Below are 16,286 nucleotides of genomic sequence, written 5' to 3'. Positions count from 1 at the left end.
GGTGGATTACACGGCAAACCCGGCCGGCGAGGTCCGATCAGAAGGGGTACTCACGAGGGTCGTGCTGGATCGAGATCCACTTCTTCTCGGTGATCTCGTCGAGGAAGTCCTCGGTGTTGTACCCACCCATGCCGGACGCCCCGGTCCCGCTGAACGGGACGTGAGCTTCGTCGTTGATCGGCTGGTCGCCGATGTGGACCATTCCGGTCTCGAGTCGGTCGGCGATCTCCATCGCGGTGCCGAGGTCGCCAGCGTGGACGGACCCGGAGAGACCGAACTCCGTCGCGTTGGCCATCTCGACGGCCTCGTCGACGTCGGAGTACGGGATCACCGGTGCGATCGGGCCGAAGTGCTCGTTGCACGCGGCGGCCATGTCGTTGGTCGCGTCGGAGATGACCGTCGGCGCGACGACCAGCGAGTCTTCGACGCCCTCGAGGTCGACGACCTCGCCGCCGGTCTCGAGGGTCGCGCCGGCCTCGATCGTCTCCTCGACGTACTCGAGCATCTCGTCACGCTGGACCTCGTCGATCACGGGGCCGAGGTGGACCTGCTCGTGAGCGTTCCCGGCGACGAGTGACTCTGCGCGCTCTGTGAGTCGGTTGACGTACTCCTCGTAGACGTTCTCGTGAACGAGGTGGCGGTTGATCGAGATGCAGACCTGTCCCTGGTGGATGAAGCTACCGAAGACCGCGCCGTCGATCGCACGGTCGAGGTCCGCATCCTCGGTGACGATGTGGACGTTGTTTCCGCCGAGTTCCATCGCGGGCGTCGCGAGGTTCTCGCCGGCGAGTCCGGCGACGTGTCGGCCGACTTCGGTCGAACCGGTGAACGCGACGACGTTGCTTTCGGGGTGGGAAGCGACGTGGTCGCCGATGTCGGAGCCGCGGCCGGTGACGACGTTGATGACGCCGTCTGGCAGGTCCGTATCCTCGAAGAGCTTCGCGAACAACAACCCGCCGACGATCGGGGTGTTAGTCGACGGTTTGAGGACGACCGTGTTCCCGGCGGCGATCGCCGGCAGCACGGCTCGCGCCGAGAGGTTCAGCGGGAAGTTCCACGGCGAGATGACCGTGACGACGCCCTTTGGCTCGCGCTTGACGACGTGCTCTTTCCCCGGAATGTTCGACGCCGCGTGCTCGCCTTTCATCCGACGGGGCAGCGTCGCCGCCTCCATCGCCTGGTCGGCCGCGAGTTCGTGTGCCGTGTGGCCGTAGCCGGCCATCCCCCCACACTCGTGGCTCATCAGTTCGACCAGTTCCGCTTCGTGCTCCTCTAAGTTGTGCAGGAACTGCTCGATGACCTCCTGTCGAACGGCTGGTGGCGACTGAGCCCACTCCTCCTGTGCGGTCGCCGCCGCTTCGTAGGCCGCGTCGACGTCGGCTTCCGTGCCGGCCGGTACCTCCGCGAACACCTCTCGAGTCGATGGATCTTCGACGGAAATGCTCTCGCCGCCGCCCGTGACCCACTGACCGTCGATGTACAGTGCGTTCCAGTCAGCTGTGTGTGAGACCGTTTCTGGCATAGCCAGCTATCCATATTTTGTCCACCTACATATGCGTGTGGTTACACCGAAGTCACCACATTGACGCGGGCGAATCGGTATCGGAACAGCCGACCACGACCGATCTGTCGAGATACGGGGCACTCGCGGCCGACACATCCGATCGATCCTCCACCGTGGGTGGCTGAGGTGCGATCCTCGAAGACGTCGAAGCGGCTGTAATTCGCGTCGACGGACTCTAATTTCCGTCGCTAAGGGAGTGGCCGAACAGTATCTGGCGGCGTGGAAAATAGCACCGGTCGTGCGGGCCGGACAATATGATGAAGGAAAAATCATTGGCTGATCCTATATAATTTCCTTCATTAATCTAGGAGCGGAGGCGGGGGAGCGAGTTTCCTGGACTGTACGCACGAATCTCGGCCAACGTCTGTGGTTTCTGGAGGACACGTGCTGACCGGTAGTCGACTCGTTACGTAGTCCACAGGTGAGCCAATACTGCTCGTAGAAAGCCGATACAGTGACTGATACACGCTCGCTGGTGATCAGATCCCAGTTTCGTATGACGTCTCAACAGGTCATCTGAATTGTATTATATTTTCCCATAGCTATTGGCCAGTGTCGTGTGCCACAGCAGAAGTCTCCACCAGCCAACCGGTCGTAACTGGCCACCTGATCGTTCAACCACCACGGTCGGTGTGTTCGACTCACGTGGGACTCGTCAGAATCTCACATGGCAAATGTGTATAGTACCGGCGAAATTCACTGGGTTTTTTAGGGGTGAGCGGTGCTGGTGTAGTATGCAATTGCACAACAGGGAGGTCCGACAGGACGTCCGCGAACTCGGGGCACTTCTCGGGGACGTCATCGAGGACCAGACCTCACGCGATGCATTTGACACCGTCGAATCATGTCGGCGGTCCGCCATCGACTACCGATCAGGGAACCTCGAATCCCGTGAGCCGCTGGTGACGGAACTTCGGAACCTGTCACCACACAAACAGCGAATCGTCGCTCGCGCGTTCACGACCTACTTCGAGTTGATCAACCTCGCCGAAGAGCGCGAACGCGTGCGGACGATTCGCACCGAGTCACACGAGGGAACCCTCGAGAACAGTCTCGAGGCCGTTGCGGACGAACTCGCCGAGACAGACGTCGAGGCCGTCCAGCAGATCCTCGACGACGTCCTCATCGAGCCGACGTTCACCGCCCACCCGACGGAGGCACGTCGAAAGACCGTCAAATCGAAGCTCAGGGAGATCTCCACGGCACTCGAGACGCTCGACGAGCGGCTGTTGACCGAGAAAGAAGGATCGCAGGTCTGGCGCGACGTCGATGCGGAAGTGACGAGTCTCTGGCAAACGCCACAGGTACGGAACCGACAGCCCGAACCCGAAGACGAGGCCCGAAACGTCCAGTGGTACCTCGAGAACACGCTGTTCGACGTCGTCGGAGAGGTCTACGACGAACTGGCCGACGCCATCGACGAGGCGATCGACGCCGACCTCGAGATCCCCAAACTGTTCGAGTTCCGTTCGTGGGCCGGTAGCGACCGCGACGGGAACCCCTTCGTCACGCCCGAGGTGACCGAGACCACCCTCGCGCGCCAGCGCGAGGTCGTTCTCGAGAACTACCGGGACGAACTCAAGCGCCTCTCCGGCGTGGTGAGCCAGGACGGCCACCGGGTCGACGTCGGGCCGGAACTCGAGGCCTCACTCGAAGCGGACCTCGAGCGTCTGCCGGGAAGTGCGCGGACGGCGACCGAGCGGTATCCGGACGAACCCTACCGCCAGAAACTCAAACTGATGCGCGAACGGCTCGACCGCGTCGGTGACGTCCGCCCCGGGGGCTACGACGACGCTGCCGAACTGCGGGCGGACCTCGAACTCATCGCGAGGAGCCTCCGTGATAACGGTGCAGCGAGCGTCGTCGAGGCCCACGTCGATCCGCTTCGCCGGCAGGTCACGACGTTCGGTTTCTCACTCGCCAGCCTCGACCTCCGGGATCACCGCCAGAAACACACCGACGCCATCGCCGAGGCGCTCGAGCGCGAGGGCATCGAGTACAAGCGCCTGAGCGAGGACGAGCGCGTCGAGTTCCTCACGGATGCAATTTGCCAGGACGAGTCGGTGATCGATCTCGCGCAGGTCGGTGATCTGTCGGACGACGCGGCTCGCGTTCTCGAGCTGTTCGACCGGCTGGCCGACTGGCAGGCCGAGTACGGCGTCGAGGCGATCGACACCTACTGCATCTCGATGACTGAAGAGCCGAGTCACGTCCTCGAGGTGCTCTTCCTGGCCGATCAGGCCGGCGTCGTTTCCCTGCCCGAACACTGCGGGCTGGACGTGGTGCCGCTGCTCGAGACCGAGTCTGCACTCTCGGGGGCCAAGCGCATCATGGGGACGCTGTTCGAGAACGAGGCCTACGCGCAGGCACTCGCCGCACGTGGCCAGACCCAGGAGATCATGCTCGGCTACTCCGACTCGAACAAGGAGAATGGGTTTCTGGCGGCCAACTGGTCGCTGTACAGGAACCAGCGCCGCCTCGGCGAGATCTGTGACGAGTACGACGTCACCATGCGGCTGTTCCACGGCCGTGGCGGCTCGATCTCTCGCGGCGGTGGACCGATGAGCGAGGCCCTGCTCGCGCTGCCGAACTCCACTGTGACGGGACAGGTGAAGTTCACTGAACAGGGCGAGGCCATCGCCGAGAAGTACGGCAACCCGCGGATCGCCGAGCGCAACATCGAGCAGATGCTCAACGCCCAGCTACGGGCGCGACTGTACGCGCTCGACCAGCCCGAAGAGGCCGTCGAGGACGAGTGGATCGAGGCCATGGAGACGATGGCCGACGCCGCCCGCCGGGAGTACCGCGACCTGCTCGAGAGCGACGGCTTCGTCCGCTACTTCGAGGAGGCGACGCCGATCACGGTGATCGAGGACCTGAACCTCGGCTCCCGACCGGCCTCTCGAAGCGGCGAGCGAACCGTCGAGGACCTGCGGGCGATCCCGTGGGTGTTCTCCTGGACCCAGTCGCGGTGTATCCTCCCCGGCTGGTACGCCGTCGCCTCGGGGATCGACGCCTACCTCGACGATGGAGGCTCCGTGGCTACGCTTCAGGAGATGTACGACGAGTGGCCGTTCTTCCGGTCGACGCTCGACAACGCGGCCCTCTCGCTCTCGCGGACCGAACTCGAGATCGCTGCCCACTACGCCGACCTCGCCGACGAACAGCGTCGTGAGAAGTTCTTCCCACGCCTGTCCGAGGAGTACGAACGCGCAGTCGAACTGGTCACCGAGATCGGCCAGCGCGACCAGCTACACACCCGTGACTGGCTCGGCGAGAATCTCGAGCGTCGGAACCCGTACGTCGACCCGTTGAACCTGTTGCAGACGTATCTGCTCCGTCAGACCCATCGGACCGACGTTGAGGAACGCACCCTCCGGCTGACGGTCAAGGGAATCGCTGCGGGGATGAAGAACACGGGCTGATCGAGTCTTACCAGCCCGACCTGAACACGGTTCGTCGAACCACCGGGACGACTCGCAATCCGATAGCCCGGTCGGCCCTCACTCGAGAGTGACGGTCAGTACAGCACCGAGAACAGCAAGAACTGGAGCGGGACGAGGAAAACGATCGTCGCCAGCGAACACGCGGCAGTGGTTCGGATCAACTCGCGGGTGTCGACGACGTCCTGAGCGAGGATGACGATGAGGACGGCCGACTGGTAGGGGAAGAAGTACGCACTTAGAGCGATCGCTTCGGCCATCAACACGGGCGTCATCGGGAGCCCGGCGGCCTCGGCGTAGGAGATCACCACCGGCGTCAGGACGCTCGCGACCGCCAGCCCCTCCATGAAAAAGGAGAGGCCGATGGCCGTGAGGAAGACGATCGAGAGGATCACCGCGAGGTGAGCGTCAGAGGGGATAACATCGAGGATTGAGGTGGCGGCGTCGTCGGTGAAACCGGTGTGCGCGAGGCCGTCGCCGATGGCGAAGACGGCGGCGTAGAAGAACAACAGGGTGAAGTCGACGTCGGAGCCAGCGGATTCGAAGTCCGCGACGCCGATGCCGGGCAGGAACGCGAGCGCGACGACGACGACGGCGCCGGTGACCGGGTGGAAACCGTGGACGAAGTCGGTGACCCAGATGCCGACGCCGAGCAGGAGGAAGACGAGCATGCGTCGTTCGGTCCCGGTGGGGTCGGGCAGCGAGCCGGTAGTGATGTCGACGCCGCTTCCTGCCGGTGGACGAAAGAGCACGTAGACGACCGCTACCACGAGGAAGACCCGCGTCAGTCCCATGATCGGATACATGTGGAAGAGCCACTCCGACCAGGTGATCGTGTGGTCGCCGATCGACCGGCCCATCCCCGAGATGATGATGTTCGGGAGATCCGCCGTCAGAATGCCTGACGACCCATACCAGCTCGCGAAGATCGGCCCCAGGAAGAGGCCGACTTTCGCTTTCCGGGACTCGAAGTTCTCGCCGACCTCGATCAGGATCGGGGCCAGCACGAGGACGCGGATGAGCGCCGAGGGGATGAAGAAAGCGAGCAGGTGTGCGGCGAGAGAGAGCGCCAGCAACGCCCGCCTGTAGGCTCGAAGGCCGTCGGTGAGTGATGCCGGAACGCTCCGTTTCAGGAGCCACTGCCCGATCCAGCTCGCGAGACCGCTCCGGCGAGTCGCTTCCCCCATCAGGAGGCCGAAACCGATTAGCCACGTCGCTGGCGACTCGAAGCCGGTGAGTGCGAGGTCGGTCGAGAACGCGAGTCCGATGAGTGCGATCCCGAGCAATCCAGTGTATGCAGGCGAGATCGGCGTCAGCACCCACAGGACGATACAGAAGACCGTGATCGCGAGCATGACCGACGCGTCGCCCCAGCCGGCCAGCCCGACGCCGACGGCTGCGGCGAGCACGATCGCGAGGAAAAACGCTGCTTTCGGTGACCCGGTGAGCCGCTCGACGACACCGACTGAGTTCATCTACTCGAAATCTATAGAGGTGGTCAAAATGACTCCGGGTTGCGGCAGTCGTCGCCGGTGATCACCTTGCGGTGCACGTGATCGACGATGACACCGAGTACAGGCTCGCACGATCGGTCCACCCGGCTGACCGCGGGCGCGCTCGAGTCGTCTCTGACCAGATCGACATCGGGACAGACCAGATCGGCGTCGGGATGACGACCGTCAGCGACCAGCCAGCCAACCCCGAACCGGCGGCTCCCGCCGGCAGGACGAAGGCTTTCGGCCTCGGCTGGTGCGAGGCGACCGAATCATCGCGATTTCGTCGAGGTGACGTGGACCTCGGTCCAGCACGAGTCCCGGGAGTGCCTGTTCTACCCATCTTCTGGTATCGGTTCTGTGCCGATGCGGTTCGTTCTCCGTTTTCACATACACATACTGATAGATTTCGGAGAGATTTTGGGGGTTCGCTCTGTACCGTGCAGGTGATGTTACACGCGAACGGCACGTTACTGACCATCGACGTCGGTGAACGGACCGCGACGACGTCGCGAATCGACGACGTCCTCGAGTCGTTCATCGGCGGCCGCGGCGTCGCGACGAAACTCGCCCACGACCGAATCCCCTTCGACGCGGATCCGCTCGGCCCCGAAAACCGACTCTACCTCGCGACCGGCCCGCTCCAGCAGTCCCGAATGAGCTTTACCGGTCGGATGAGCCTGACCGGTCTCTCGCCGCTAACCGACGGCCTGCTCTCCTCGAACGCTGGCGGCTACCTCTCGCGAAACTTCGTCGACACCGGCCACAGCGTCGTCGAAATCGTCGGCGAGAGCGACGATCTGCTCGCCATCCACGTCACCGACGACGGTGTGGAGTTCGAGGAGGTCCCGGAACTCGAGGGCGCGGAAGTTCCCGACGTGACCGAGGTACTGAACGACCGTCACGGGCTCGAGGCCGAAAACCTCGTCACCATCGGTCCCGCCGGTGAGAACGAAGTTCGGTTCGCGTCCGTGATGACCTACGACGAACGGGCGTTCGGTCGCGGCGGCCTCGGTGCCGTCATGGGTGCGAAGAACGTCAAGACCATGTCCTTCACCGGGGACTCCGCACCGGAGGTCGAGATTCCCGCCGAGGACGTCCAGATGGAACTCCACCAGCAGGCCGCCACGAGCGACGACATCATGCGTCGTCAGGGGACCACGAGTCTCACCGAGTTCCTGAACGACGAGTTCTCCCTGCCGACGCGGTACTACGCCGACATGTCGTTCGACGCTGCGGCGGATATCGGTGGCAACGCCGTCGAGGAGAAAAAATACGAGAAGGCATCGTGTTCGGTCTGTGCCTTTGCCTGCAAGCTTCCCACGCGTGACGAGGAGACGGGCCTCGAGACCGAAGGGCCGGAGTTCGAGACGGTGTTCTCGTTCGGCTCGAACTGTGGCGTCGACGACATCGTCGACGTGATGAAGTCCAACGAACTCTGTGATCGGCTCGGGATGGACACTATCTCCGCCGGAGTGACCGTCGCCGCCTACCTCGCGAGCGAAGACGAGTTCGGCAACGCCGACCTCGTTCACGACCTCGTCGAGAAAATCGCCTACCGCGAGGGCGACGGCGACCTCCTCGCCGAAGGCGTCGCACGCGTCCACGAGGACCTCGGCGTCGACAACTGGGCGATCAAGGGCCTGGAGCTCGCCGCCCACGACGGCCGCGCGGTCAACGGGCAGGGCCTCTCGTACGCCGTCGCGAACCGCGGCGGTGACCACATGTACTCGACGACGATGATCGACGAGTACCACGGCCGGATCGACCCCGAGGGGACCGCCGGTAAGGCCAACGACGTCGTCGAAAACGAGAACCGCAACGCCCTCCGGGACTGCGGAATCGTCTGCCAGTTCGGGATCGGCCGCGCCGTCGAGGCCGAACACTTCGAACTCGTTCTGGACGCCGACTACGACGACCTGCAGGCCGTCGGTGCCCGCGTCGTCGAACTCGAGCGCCACTTCAACAACCAGCGTGGCATGGACGCAGCCGACGACTGGGTGCCCTACGACCTGCCGGACCTCGAATCGTCGATTCAGGAATACTACGACGCCCGCGGCTGGAACGACGACGGCACGGTCCCATCGGATCGCGTCGACGCGTCAGCGAGTGCGGACTGATCGGGACTGACGGGTCATACCCTCACCAGCCGTACAAACACCCACCACCCGGACCACACTCCACGCACTTCTCGCGGTTTTCCCGACGATTACAGCCGCCCGCCCTCGATCGGCGGGTACAGCCGAACCCTGTCTCCGGCTTCGAGCGGCGTCTCGAGACCCTCCTCGAGCCGCAGGTGTCTCGCGTTCACCGAGACGTTCGCCGTCGACTGGAGGTCGCCGTCCTCGAAGAGGAGGTCGTCCAGTTCGGGGTAGTCGGCAGCGAGGGACTCGAGGAACGTCCCGACGGTTCCGTCGGTTGGCGGATCACGGGTGAGCGTCTTCTGGTCGACCGCCTCCCGCAGCGGCCCGTAGAAGTCACAGGTCACGGACATACCCGTCGGTTGTCGCCCCGCCGGCATAATTCGTTCGCTGCCTCGAATTCGACCGCCTCTACCGCGTTCGCACCACCAAAGTATTCATCTCCAACACTGTTAAATAGCGGTGAGCCGATTGGTCGGCCGTATGCCGCTTGATGCAGCGATAGTGGGTCCTGGGAACATCGGGACCGACCTCATGTATAAGATCCTCGATAGAAGTGAGACGATCACCCTGCAGCGGATGATCGGCATCTTCCCCGTCGAGGAATCAGACGGCCTGCAGGCGGCCGTCGACGAAGGTATCGACGTCGGCACGGAGGGTATCGACAGCGTCCGTGAACACGCAGACGAGTTCGACGTCGTCTTCGAGGCGACGACCGCAGGTGTCCACGCACAGCAGGCACCGGTCTACGAGGACCTCGGACTGTTCGCGATCGATCTCACGCCCGCCGCGGTCGGCCCCTACACCGTCCCGGCGGTCAACGCCGAGGACGTGATCGGCACCGAAGACAACATCAACATGGTCACCTGCGGCGGCCAGGCGACGATCCCGCTCGTCCACGCGGTCGACCGCGTTGCCGATGTCGAGTACGCCGAGATGATCTCGACCATCTCTTCCGAAAGCGCCGGTCCGGGAACCCGCCAGAACATCGACGAGTTCACCCAGACCACCGCCGCCGGCCTCGAGCAGGTCGGCGGCGCTGACGAGGCCAAGGCGATCATCATCCTCAACCCTGCCGAACCACCGATCCTGATGCGTAACACCGTCTACACCACAGTACCCGACACCACGGACGTCGATGAGGTTCGCGACTCCGTCGCCGAGATGGAAGCCGAGATCCAGACCTACGTCCCCGGCTACGACGTCACCCTCGAGCCGGTCGTCAAGGACGAATCCGACGTGGGGTTCGAGCTGGGCGACTCCATCGTCATCACGACCATGCTCGAGGTCGAAGGTGAAGGCCAGCACCTCCCGCCGTACGCCGGCAACCTCGATATCATGACCAGCGCCGCACTGGGCGCCGCAGAGCGCGTCGAGGCCCACGGGCTCACCGCCACACCCGTCGGAGGTGAGCGCGATGACTGACAGCGATGTGCGCCTGATCGACATGACCCTGCGCGACGGCATGCATGCCGTCGACCACCAGTTCACCCCCGAACAGATGGCCGACGTCGCCAGCGCGCTCGACGAGGCGAACATGGACGTCGTCGAAGTCTCCCACGGCGACGGCATGGGCGGTTCCTCGATCAACTACGGCTTCGCCGCCGCCGACACCGAGGCGTACCTCGACGCCGTCGTTCCGGAACTCACCGACACCAGACTCTCCGTACTCCTGTTACCCGGCATCGGCACCGTCGAGGAACTCGACCTCGCCGTCGAGAAGGGTGCGGACATGTGCCGCATCGCCACCCACGTCACCGAAGCCGACGTCTCAGCCGAACACTTCGAGTTCGTCGAAGAACGCGGCCTCGAGGCCAACGGCCTCCTGATGCTCTCACACATGGCCTCGCCAGAGACCGTCTTAGAGCAGGCGAAGCTCATGGAAGAGTACGGCGCAGAGGCCGTCTACGTGATGGACTCGGCGGGTGCGATGCTCCCACAGGACGTTCGCGAGCGCGTGGGCCTCCTGTCGGAAGAGCTCTCGATCGACGTCGGCTTCCACGCTCACAACAACCTCGGACTGGGCATCGGCAACACCCTCGCGGGCATCGAGGCCGGCGCGACGACCGTCGACGGCTGTCTGCGCGGACTGGGTGCCGGCTCCGGCAACGCCCAGATGGAAGTGCTCGTCGGCGTCCTCGAGAAGGCCGGCTACGACGTCTCGCCCGACTTCTTCGGCGTGATGGACGCCGCCGAGGACGTCCTCCTGCCGATGCTGACTGATGACACGATGCCCGAACTCGACAACGATTCGCTCGTGCTCGGCTACGCCGGCGTCTACTCGTCGTTCCTGCGCCACACCCGCCGGGTCGGCGAGCAGTTCGACCTCGATCCGCGCGAGATCCTGGTCGAACTCGGCGATATGGGCGTCGTCGGCGGACAAGAGGACATGATCACCGACGTCGCCGCCCGGATGGCCGGCGACGACAAGGCCGCGACCGCCGACTCGGAAGCCGACGACTGATCGACGACAATCGGATCACAGCACCCCTGACACCACCCCGGTCACCACCACCCCGGACCACTCACGGAATCCCGACGCCGGATTCCACTCGCACTTCTCTCGCGTGCCCCACTCGTGTCGAGTCACCGCTCGGTTCGGCTCACCCGACCTCGCGTTCCCCTGCTCGGTCGCCCTGCTCACGCCTTCTCACGAATCAGCTCGCTGGTGAGTGATTTCAGCCGCGTCTACAGGGCCCAGTCGACCAGCTCGAGAGACGGGACTCGAGCCGGGCACTGGAGACGAAGAACTCGGTGTGTGCTCACTCGAACGGTTCGACGAGTTCGAGCCCGTACCCGTCGGGGCCCTCGAGGAACGCGACGCGGGCGCTGGCTCCCTCCGAGTCGAGGGGGCCACGCTCGAGGCTGCAGTCGGTCTCTTCGACGAGACGGTCGACCATCGCGTCGGTGTCCTCGACCGTGAGGGCGATGTGGTCGATGCCGGCCGGTTCCGGGACCTCGCGGTCGGGGTCGCACTTGAACTGTAACTCGACGTCGTCGTCGCCGGCGACGTAAACGTTGGTCGCGCCGTCGCCACTCACGAACTCGTTGGTCTTCTCGAGGCCGAGCGTGTCGACGTAGAACTCGAGCGTTTCTTCGATGTCCGAAACCCAGATGGCGGTGTGGAGTACGTCCATACTGGGAAGTTTTCGCACGATACAATAAATCGCCCGGATCCAGTGCTGTGAACGCGGTCAGTCTTCCGGCTCGGGTTCCATCACCGTCACGACCGGCCGATCCGACGAGAGGTGCACCGACTGGGTGACGCTCCCGAGCAGCGCCTTGCCGATCGGCGTCCGCTTTCGCCCGCCGATCACGACGTAGTCTGCGTCGTGGGCCTCGGCGACCTCGAGGATCTTCTCGGTTGGTTCGCCCAGTTTCCCGACCGCTTCCACGGAGAACCCGCCCTCGACGACGTCTCCTGCGATCCGCTCGGCGACGCGCTCTGCATCCGCGACTGCGTCGTCGAGGTAGTAGTCCGTCTGTCGGTCCATCCGATCTTCGGCCTCCGCTTCCGTGACGACGTGGACGACCACGAGACCCGTCCCGAGGCCGGCGGCCAGTTCGTGGGCTGTCGACGCGACGCGCGTCGATCCGTTGCCTCCGTCGACTGCGGCGATGATTGCCATGTGTTCACGATGCAACGCGGAGTGCATAAAACAACCGCCGAGCCCAATCCAGCGGGACGTGAAGTTTATGTGAGGGGTGTCCGTTGTGGCTGATAGTTATCAGCCGACACATGAAAATCGACGCCTTCACCCACGTACTGACCGAATCGTTCTACGAGACATTACTCGAGGAGTACGAATTCCAGGGGCTGAGCGGGTCGCCGTCGTTTCTCTGGGACATCGAACAGCGACTGGCCGACATGGACGAGTTCGGCATCGACAAGCAGGTGCTGACGATCGCTCTCCCGCCGCTGTGGCAGGGGATGGACGACGAGACCGCACTCGAGTTGACGAAACTCGCCAACGACGAGATCCGGGCGATCACCGACGAGCATCCGGACCGATTCATCCCCGTCGGAACCATCCCGAAGGTTAGCGAGGAGTTCATGGCCGAGTTCGACCGCTGCGTCGACGACCTCGACATGGTCGGCATCCAGATCTTCTCGAACATCGACGGGGAGCCGCTCGACCGACCGCAGTTCGACCCGCTGTTCGCGAAAGCCGACGAGACCGACACGCCGCTGTGGCTCCACCCACAGCTCCACGAGTGGTACGACTGGGCCAGTGAGTACATGGACCACCGGCTCTTTGGCTGGCCGTTCGATACAACCCTCGCGCTCTCGCGACTCGTCTTCGGCGGCGTCACCCAGAAACACGACTTCGACCTCGTCGCCCACCACGGCGGTGGGATGATTCCGTACTACGAGGGCCGTATCAACGGGTTCTACGAGACTCGCCAGCAGTACCCCGAAAACTACGCCGACACCGACCTCCCCGACCTCGAGCAGCCGGTCAGCGACTACTTCGCGGAGTTCTACACCGACGCCTGCCTCGGTGCCTCTGTCGCCGCCCACGAGGTCGCCTACGACTTCTTCGGTGACACGCTCCTCTACGGCACCGACTACCCCTTCGGCCCCGGCCGCGGTCGCGCCGGCATCGAAAACGGCATCGCCGCAGTGGAGGCAATGGATGTCGACGACGATGATCGCGAGGCAATCTACGCCGGAAACCTGCTCGACCTGCTCGAGTAACTCCAGCGATGTCGCGACCCACGAAAACAATTATATACGATACTTGCAAATTTTCGCTCGAGTCGCCGTAAGGGGACCCTGACGAACTCACTGCGACCACCGACGAAGCCATGATCACGAACTCACCACTCGCCAAACTCGGACACGTTGCGACGCACACGCCCGACCTCGAGGAATCGCTCTGGTTCTTCGAGGAGGTACTCGGGTTGCACCTCGTCGAACGAGACGGTTCGACGGCCTATCTGCGCGGCCAGCGCGACTGGGACCATCACACCCTGAAGGTGATCGAATCCGGCCAGAAAGGCGTCGACCACATCGCTTTCCGCACGCGAAGCGCCGAGGCACTCTCGGAGCTGACCGAGCAGTTCGAATCGGAGGGAACCGACGTCACCTACGTCGACGGTGACGAGGAGGTCGGCCACGGCGACGCCATTCGCGTCGAGAAATTCGGCCATCCCTACGAATTCTACTACGATGTCGACCAGCCCGACGCGCCGGAGGGCCAGCGATCCGGGCTCAAGAACCGCATCTACAGCGAGTCCGTCGCGAACCGGATCGCCCCGCGCCGAATCGACCACGTCCACGTCCAGGACGAAAACGAGACCGCCAGGGCCCACGCCGCCTGGCTCGAGGAGGAACTGGGCTTTCGCCTCAACGAGCGCTACCGTGGCGACGACGGCGAACTCTGGGGCTGGTGGTTCGCGGTCACGGCCCTTCCCCACGACATCGCCATCCACCGCGAGCCCGCGGGCGAACCCTCCGGGTTCCACCACCTCTCGTACCACCTCGACAGCCTGCAGGACCTCTGGACCGCCGCCGACATCCTGAGCGAACACGGGATCGAACCCGACGGTGGACCGGGACGTCACGCGATCACGCGTGCCGACTTCCTCTACGTCTCCGACCCGGCCAGCGACTTTCGGATCGAGTTCTTCGCGGGGCCGGGCTACCTCAACTTCGAACCTGACTGGGACCCCATCGAGTGGAGCGCAGACGAGATCGGCGGCGAAACTAACCACCAGTGGGTCGGCGAAGGTCCCTCCTGGGACGGGATCGGATACGCCAGCGAGTAACCCGGACACGTCCCCCAGACCCCACACCTGCGGACGACACCCGCTTCTACGCGTCGTCTCACTCGAACCACACCCGTTCTGCGTGACGCCTCGTCGTGAGCCCGTGCTGTCCCCGGGGTGCCCCGCGACGGGTGCTCGCCGATCCGTGAAAGACGGTACCATTAAATGAGTGCTCACCAATCACGGGACACGGATGAGCCTCCCCGAGGACACACTTGACGAATTCGCCGAAACGCTGTACAACGCACAGGTCAACTCCGATCCCGTGCCGCCGATATCTGACGAGGAGGAACTGACCACCGCCGATGCCTACGACGTACAGGCCGGCGTCGTCGATCGACTCCTCGGCGACGACGGCGCGATCGCCGGCCACAAACTCGGTCTCGTCAGCGAGGCCAAGCAAGAACAGCTCGGCATCGACGAACCGATCTTCGGCTACGTCCCCGACGACACCATTCTCGAGGGGCCGATGATTCCGACCGAGGAGCTGATCGCCCCCCGACTCGAGGCCGAAATCGGTCTCATCCTCGGCGAAGACCTCGAGCCGCCGGTCTCACCGACGGACGTCCTCGTGGCGACTCGCGCTGTCGTCCCGGTGATCGAAATCCTCGAGAGTCGGTTTCAGGGCTGGACGATTCCCTCCGCACAGGACGTCATCGCCGACCAGACCTCAGCCGGTCGCGTCTTCGTCGGTGAATCCCTGCGCGACGTGACCGACGTCGACCTCGCGATGGAGAGCGTCGTCATCTCGGTCAACGGCGAGGTCGAAGAGACAGGCACCGGGGCCGACATCATGGGCCACCCCGCACGGGCCGTCGCCTGGCTGGCGAACCGACTCGAGGACCGTGACGACCGGCTCGAGGCCGGCGAACTGGTCATGACCGGCGGCATCAACGCGGCCATCGACATCGAACCGGGTGACGTCTACCACGCCAAATTCGGTTCGATCGGCGATATCGAACTGCGCGCCGAGTGAAGAGCGGCCACCACGACCGTCTCGTTTCGGCCGCTCTGTGTGTTGAATCTGAAAACGTTCTACAGGCGCCACCGAATCGATTCTCGAGCCCGGTTAGCGGTACTTGATGTCGAGTGCGATCTGGTTGGCCGTACTCTTGACCTGGCCGATCAGGTCGTCGTCGAACCCCCGGTCACCGAGTCTACTGGTCGGCGTCGAGACGCTGATCGCGCCGAGAATCTCGTTGTCCGGCCGGATCGGCGCTGCGATACAGCACAGCCCCTCGGTCCGTTCTTCGAGGTCTGTCGCGTACTCCTGTTCGCGAACGGTCTCGAGTTCCTCGAAGAGGCGGTCGCGGTCGGTGATCGTGTTTTCGGTCTCTGCTGGGAGTCCCCACTGGTCTAAGATCTCGTCGACTCGTTCGTCGGAGAGATACGCCATGATCGCCTTCCCGATCCCGATGTTATGCAGACGGAGTCGATGACCGAGCTGGGTATCCAAATTGACGGCATACTCGCCTCGAGCCTGGTAGAGGTAGACGCTCTGGCCGTTCTCTTCGGTCGCGAGGTTCACCAGCATCCCCGTGTCGTCGGCGAGCGTGTTCGCCTTCGGACGACCGTGTTCGTAGATGAGGTAGTTGCTTCGAACGTAGCCGCCGAGGGTCAGAAATTGCAAACTGAGGGCGTACTCGTTGCCGTTTTTGACGACGTATCCGTGCTTGCGAAGCGTACTCAGGTGGTTGTGGATCGCCCCCTTGGTCATCTCGAGATCCTCCTCGAGCTGGTAGATCCGGGCACCGTCGAGTTCCCTGAGTTTCTCGACGATCAGCAACGACTTTTCGGTCGTGCGCACCGGGTGATTCGCTTCTTTTGTCATACGAATCAGCATGGTATAGCCCCACATAATGGTTTTCAATTG

13 protein-coding genes are annotated in these 16,286 nt (G+C 63.7%); 7 read left to right on the top strand and 6 right to left on the bottom strand.

The window, feature by feature from the left end; all coding sequences use genetic code 11:
• Positions 1 to 37: 37 nt before the first annotated feature.
• On the bottom strand, positions 38 to 1,522 hold the full coding sequence (locus B1756_RS15935; protein WP_086889447.1) for an aldehyde dehydrogenase family protein: 1,485 nt from the start codon (positions 1,520 to 1,522) through the stop codon (positions 38 to 40).
• A gap of 776 nt (positions 1,523 to 2,298) precedes the next feature.
• Here B1756_RS15935 and ppc point away from each other — a divergent pair.
• Positions 2,299 to 4,989, top strand: a complete 2,691-nt coding sequence (gene ppc / locus B1756_RS15930; RefSeq protein ID WP_086889446.1) for a phosphoenolpyruvate carboxylase — start codon at positions 2,299 to 2,301, stop codon at positions 4,987 to 4,989.
• A gap of 95 nt (positions 4,990 to 5,084) precedes the next feature.
• Here ppc and B1756_RS15925 read toward each other — a convergent pair whose 3' ends face one another.
• Complete coding sequence (locus B1756_RS15925) at positions 5,085 to 6,482, bottom strand: SLC13 family permease (protein WP_086889445.1); 1,398 nt, start codon at positions 6,480 to 6,482, stop codon at positions 5,085 to 5,087.
• 467 nt (positions 6,483 to 6,949) lie between these two features.
• Here B1756_RS15925 and B1756_RS15920 point away from each other — a divergent pair, with 467 nt between their 5' ends.
• Positions 6,950 to 8,620, top strand: coding sequence for an aldehyde ferredoxin oxidoreductase family protein (locus tag B1756_RS15920; RefSeq protein ID WP_086890225.1), 1,671 nt, complete (start codon positions 6,950 to 6,952; stop codon positions 8,618 to 8,620).
• 89 nt (positions 8,621 to 8,709) lie between these two features.
• Here B1756_RS15920 and B1756_RS15915 read toward each other — a convergent pair whose 3' ends face one another.
• On the bottom strand, positions 8,710 to 8,994 hold the full coding sequence (locus B1756_RS15915; protein WP_161493196.1) for a ubiquitin-like small modifier protein 1: 285 nt from the start codon (positions 8,992 to 8,994) through the stop codon (positions 8,710 to 8,712).
• Between the two features lie 130 nt (positions 8,995 to 9,124).
• Between B1756_RS15915 and B1756_RS15910 the strand changes: the two genes are divergently transcribed.
• Both B1756_RS15910 and dmpG read left to right on the top strand, forming a co-directional pair.
• Positions 9,125 to 10,066: an acetaldehyde dehydrogenase (acetylating) gene (locus B1756_RS15910; protein WP_086889443.1), complete on the top strand. Its 942-nt coding sequence runs from the start codon at positions 9,125 to 9,127 to the stop codon at positions 10,064 to 10,066.
• Positions 10,059 to 11,105, top strand: a complete 1,047-nt coding sequence (dmpG, locus tag B1756_RS15905) for a 4-hydroxy-2-oxovalerate aldolase (RefSeq protein WP_086890224.1) — start codon at positions 10,059 to 10,061, stop codon at positions 11,103 to 11,105. The genes B1756_RS15910 and dmpG overlap by 8 nt, the downstream gene beginning before the upstream one ends.
• 298 nt (positions 11,106 to 11,403) lie before the next feature.
• Here the strand turns inward: dmpG and B1756_RS15900 are convergent, their stop codons facing one another.
• On the bottom strand, positions 11,404 to 11,778 hold the full coding sequence (locus B1756_RS15900; RefSeq protein ID WP_086889442.1) for a VOC family protein: 375 nt from the start codon (positions 11,776 to 11,778) through the stop codon (positions 11,404 to 11,406).
• Positions 11,779 to 11,835: 57 nt separating this feature from the next.
• Positions 11,836 to 12,270, bottom strand: a complete 435-nt coding sequence (locus B1756_RS15895) for a universal stress protein (protein ID WP_161493195.1) — start codon at positions 12,268 to 12,270, stop codon at positions 11,836 to 11,838.
• Positions 12,271 to 12,380: 110 nt separating this feature from the next.
• On the opposite strand from B1756_RS15895, the gene B1756_RS15890 reads away from it, so the two are divergent.
• The 3 genes from B1756_RS15890 to B1756_RS15880 all read left to right on the top strand — a co-directional run bounded on the left by B1756_RS15890 (position 12,381) and on the right by B1756_RS15880 (position 15,389).
• Entirely contained in the window at positions 12,381 to 13,340 is a 960-nt protein-coding gene (locus B1756_RS15890) for an amidohydrolase family protein (protein WP_086889440.1), read from the top strand.
• A 110-nt stretch (positions 13,341 to 13,450) separates the two neighbouring features.
• Entirely contained in the window at positions 13,451 to 14,413 is a 963-nt protein-coding gene (locus B1756_RS15885; RefSeq protein ID WP_086889439.1) for a VOC family protein, read from the top strand.
• A 193-nt stretch (positions 14,414 to 14,606) separates the two neighbouring features.
• On the top strand, positions 14,607 to 15,389 hold the full coding sequence (locus B1756_RS15880) for a 2-keto-4-pentenoate hydratase (RefSeq protein WP_086889438.1): 783 nt from the start codon (positions 14,607 to 14,609) through the stop codon (positions 15,387 to 15,389).
• A 93-nt stretch (positions 15,390 to 15,482) separates the two neighbouring features.
• On the opposite strand, the gene B1756_RS15875 is transcribed toward B1756_RS15880, so the two are convergent.
• Positions 15,483 to 16,244, bottom strand: coding sequence for an IclR family transcriptional regulator (locus tag B1756_RS15875; protein WP_086890223.1), 762 nt, complete (start codon positions 16,242 to 16,244; stop codon positions 15,483 to 15,485).
• Positions 16,245 to 16,286: the final 42 nt, after the last annotated feature.

The organism is Natrarchaeobaculum aegyptiacum (assembly GCF_002156705.1).
In the GTDB taxonomy this organism is placed as follows: Archaea; Halobacteriota; Halobacteria; order Halobacteriales; family Natrialbaceae; genus Natrarchaeobaculum; species Natrarchaeobaculum aegyptiacum.
The sequence above is the reverse complement of the archived record's forward strand: the minus strand, read 5'-3'. Positions and strand labels throughout refer to the sequence as shown.

Excerpts from the sequence above, each read along its gene's own strand:
- B1756_RS15935 (WP_086889447.1), bottom strand. The coding sequence starts at position 1,522 with ATGCCAGAAACGGTCTCACACACAGCTGACTGGAACGCACTGTACATC.
- ppc (WP_086889446.1), top strand. The coding sequence starts at position 2,299 with ATGCAATTGCACAACAGGGAGGTCCGACAGGACGTCCGCGAACTCGGG.
- B1756_RS15925 (WP_086889445.1), bottom strand. The coding sequence starts at position 6,482 with ATGAACTCAGTCGGTGTCGTCGAGCGGCTCACCGGGTCACCGAAAGCA.
- B1756_RS15920 (WP_086890225.1), top strand. The coding sequence starts at position 6,950 with ATGTTACACGCGAACGGCACGTTACTGACCATCGACGTCGGTGAACGG.
- B1756_RS15915 (WP_161493196.1), bottom strand. The coding sequence starts at position 8,994 with ATGTCCGTGACCTGTGACTTCTACGGGCCGCTGCGGGAGGCGGTCGAC.
- B1756_RS15910 (WP_086889443.1), top strand. The coding sequence starts at position 9,125 with ATGCCGCTTGATGCAGCGATAGTGGGTCCTGGGAACATCGGGACCGAC.
- dmpG (WP_086890224.1), top strand. The coding sequence starts at position 10,059 with ATGACTGACAGCGATGTGCGCCTGATCGACATGACCCTGCGCGACGGC.
- B1756_RS15900 (WP_086889442.1), bottom strand. The coding sequence starts at position 11,778 with ATGGACGTACTCCACACCGCCATCTGGGTTTCGGACATCGAAGAAACG.
- B1756_RS15895 (WP_161493195.1), bottom strand. The coding sequence starts at position 12,270 with ATGGCAATCATCGCCGCAGTCGACGGAGGCAACGGATCGACGCGCGTC.
- B1756_RS15890 (WP_086889440.1), top strand. The coding sequence starts at position 12,381 with ATGAAAATCGACGCCTTCACCCACGTACTGACCGAATCGTTCTACGAG.
- B1756_RS15885 (WP_086889439.1), top strand. The coding sequence starts at position 13,451 with ATGATCACGAACTCACCACTCGCCAAACTCGGACACGTTGCGACGCAC.
- B1756_RS15880 (WP_086889438.1), top strand. The coding sequence starts at position 14,607 with ATGAGCCTCCCCGAGGACACACTTGACGAATTCGCCGAAACGCTGTAC.
- B1756_RS15875 (WP_086890223.1), bottom strand. The coding sequence starts at position 16,244 with ATGACAAAAGAAGCGAATCACCCGGTGCGCACGACCGAAAAGTCGTTG.